Source organism: Vibrio sp. 2033 (genome assembly GCF_033339735.1).
On record NZ_JAWOVC010000855.1, the window covers coordinates 1 to 514 of the forward strand.

At 50.8% G+C, this 514-nt stretch carries 1 protein-coding gene; it reads right to left on the bottom strand.

The features are described 5' to 3' along the window. Positions 1 to 514 (bottom strand): cytochrome c biogenesis protein CcdA (locus tag R7P74_RS29470; RefSeq protein ID WP_443293578.1); only part of this gene is annotated, 514 nt, incomplete at both ends.

Genomic DNA, 514 nt, shown 5'->3' on the forward strand with positions numbered 1-514 from the left:
GACACACCAATCCGCAGTGACATCCACAAACACCACTCGCCCATTATTGACGTGCTGTTCGATCGCCGAGTTGGAAAGCTTCTGCCATGTTAAGTCCTCAGGAAGCGGTGTCGCCCATTGATTTGCGGTGACACTGCCAAGTAGCAGCCCGCCAGCAATTAAGATAAGCGATGCAGAACCGGATACCACGAGTGCTTTATCGCCATGAACGCGTTTAACGCGAATCATCAGAACAATAAACGCGACTAAACCGACGAGAATGACCCAAAACACTGGTAGGTGATTGGCCATCAAAGACAGTAGCCAAACGCTGGTGGCCAACATCATCACACCAAATACGTTTTTGACCACGTTCATCCACTGACCCGGCTTCGGCAATTTAAGCGCAATACTTGGGAAAATTGCCACCATAATCCAAGGCAACGCCATCCCCAACGCTAAGGCGGTGAAAATAGCAAACAGCGTAACCACATCGGCACCCAAAGCAAACGCCACGGCCGTTCCTAGGAAAGGC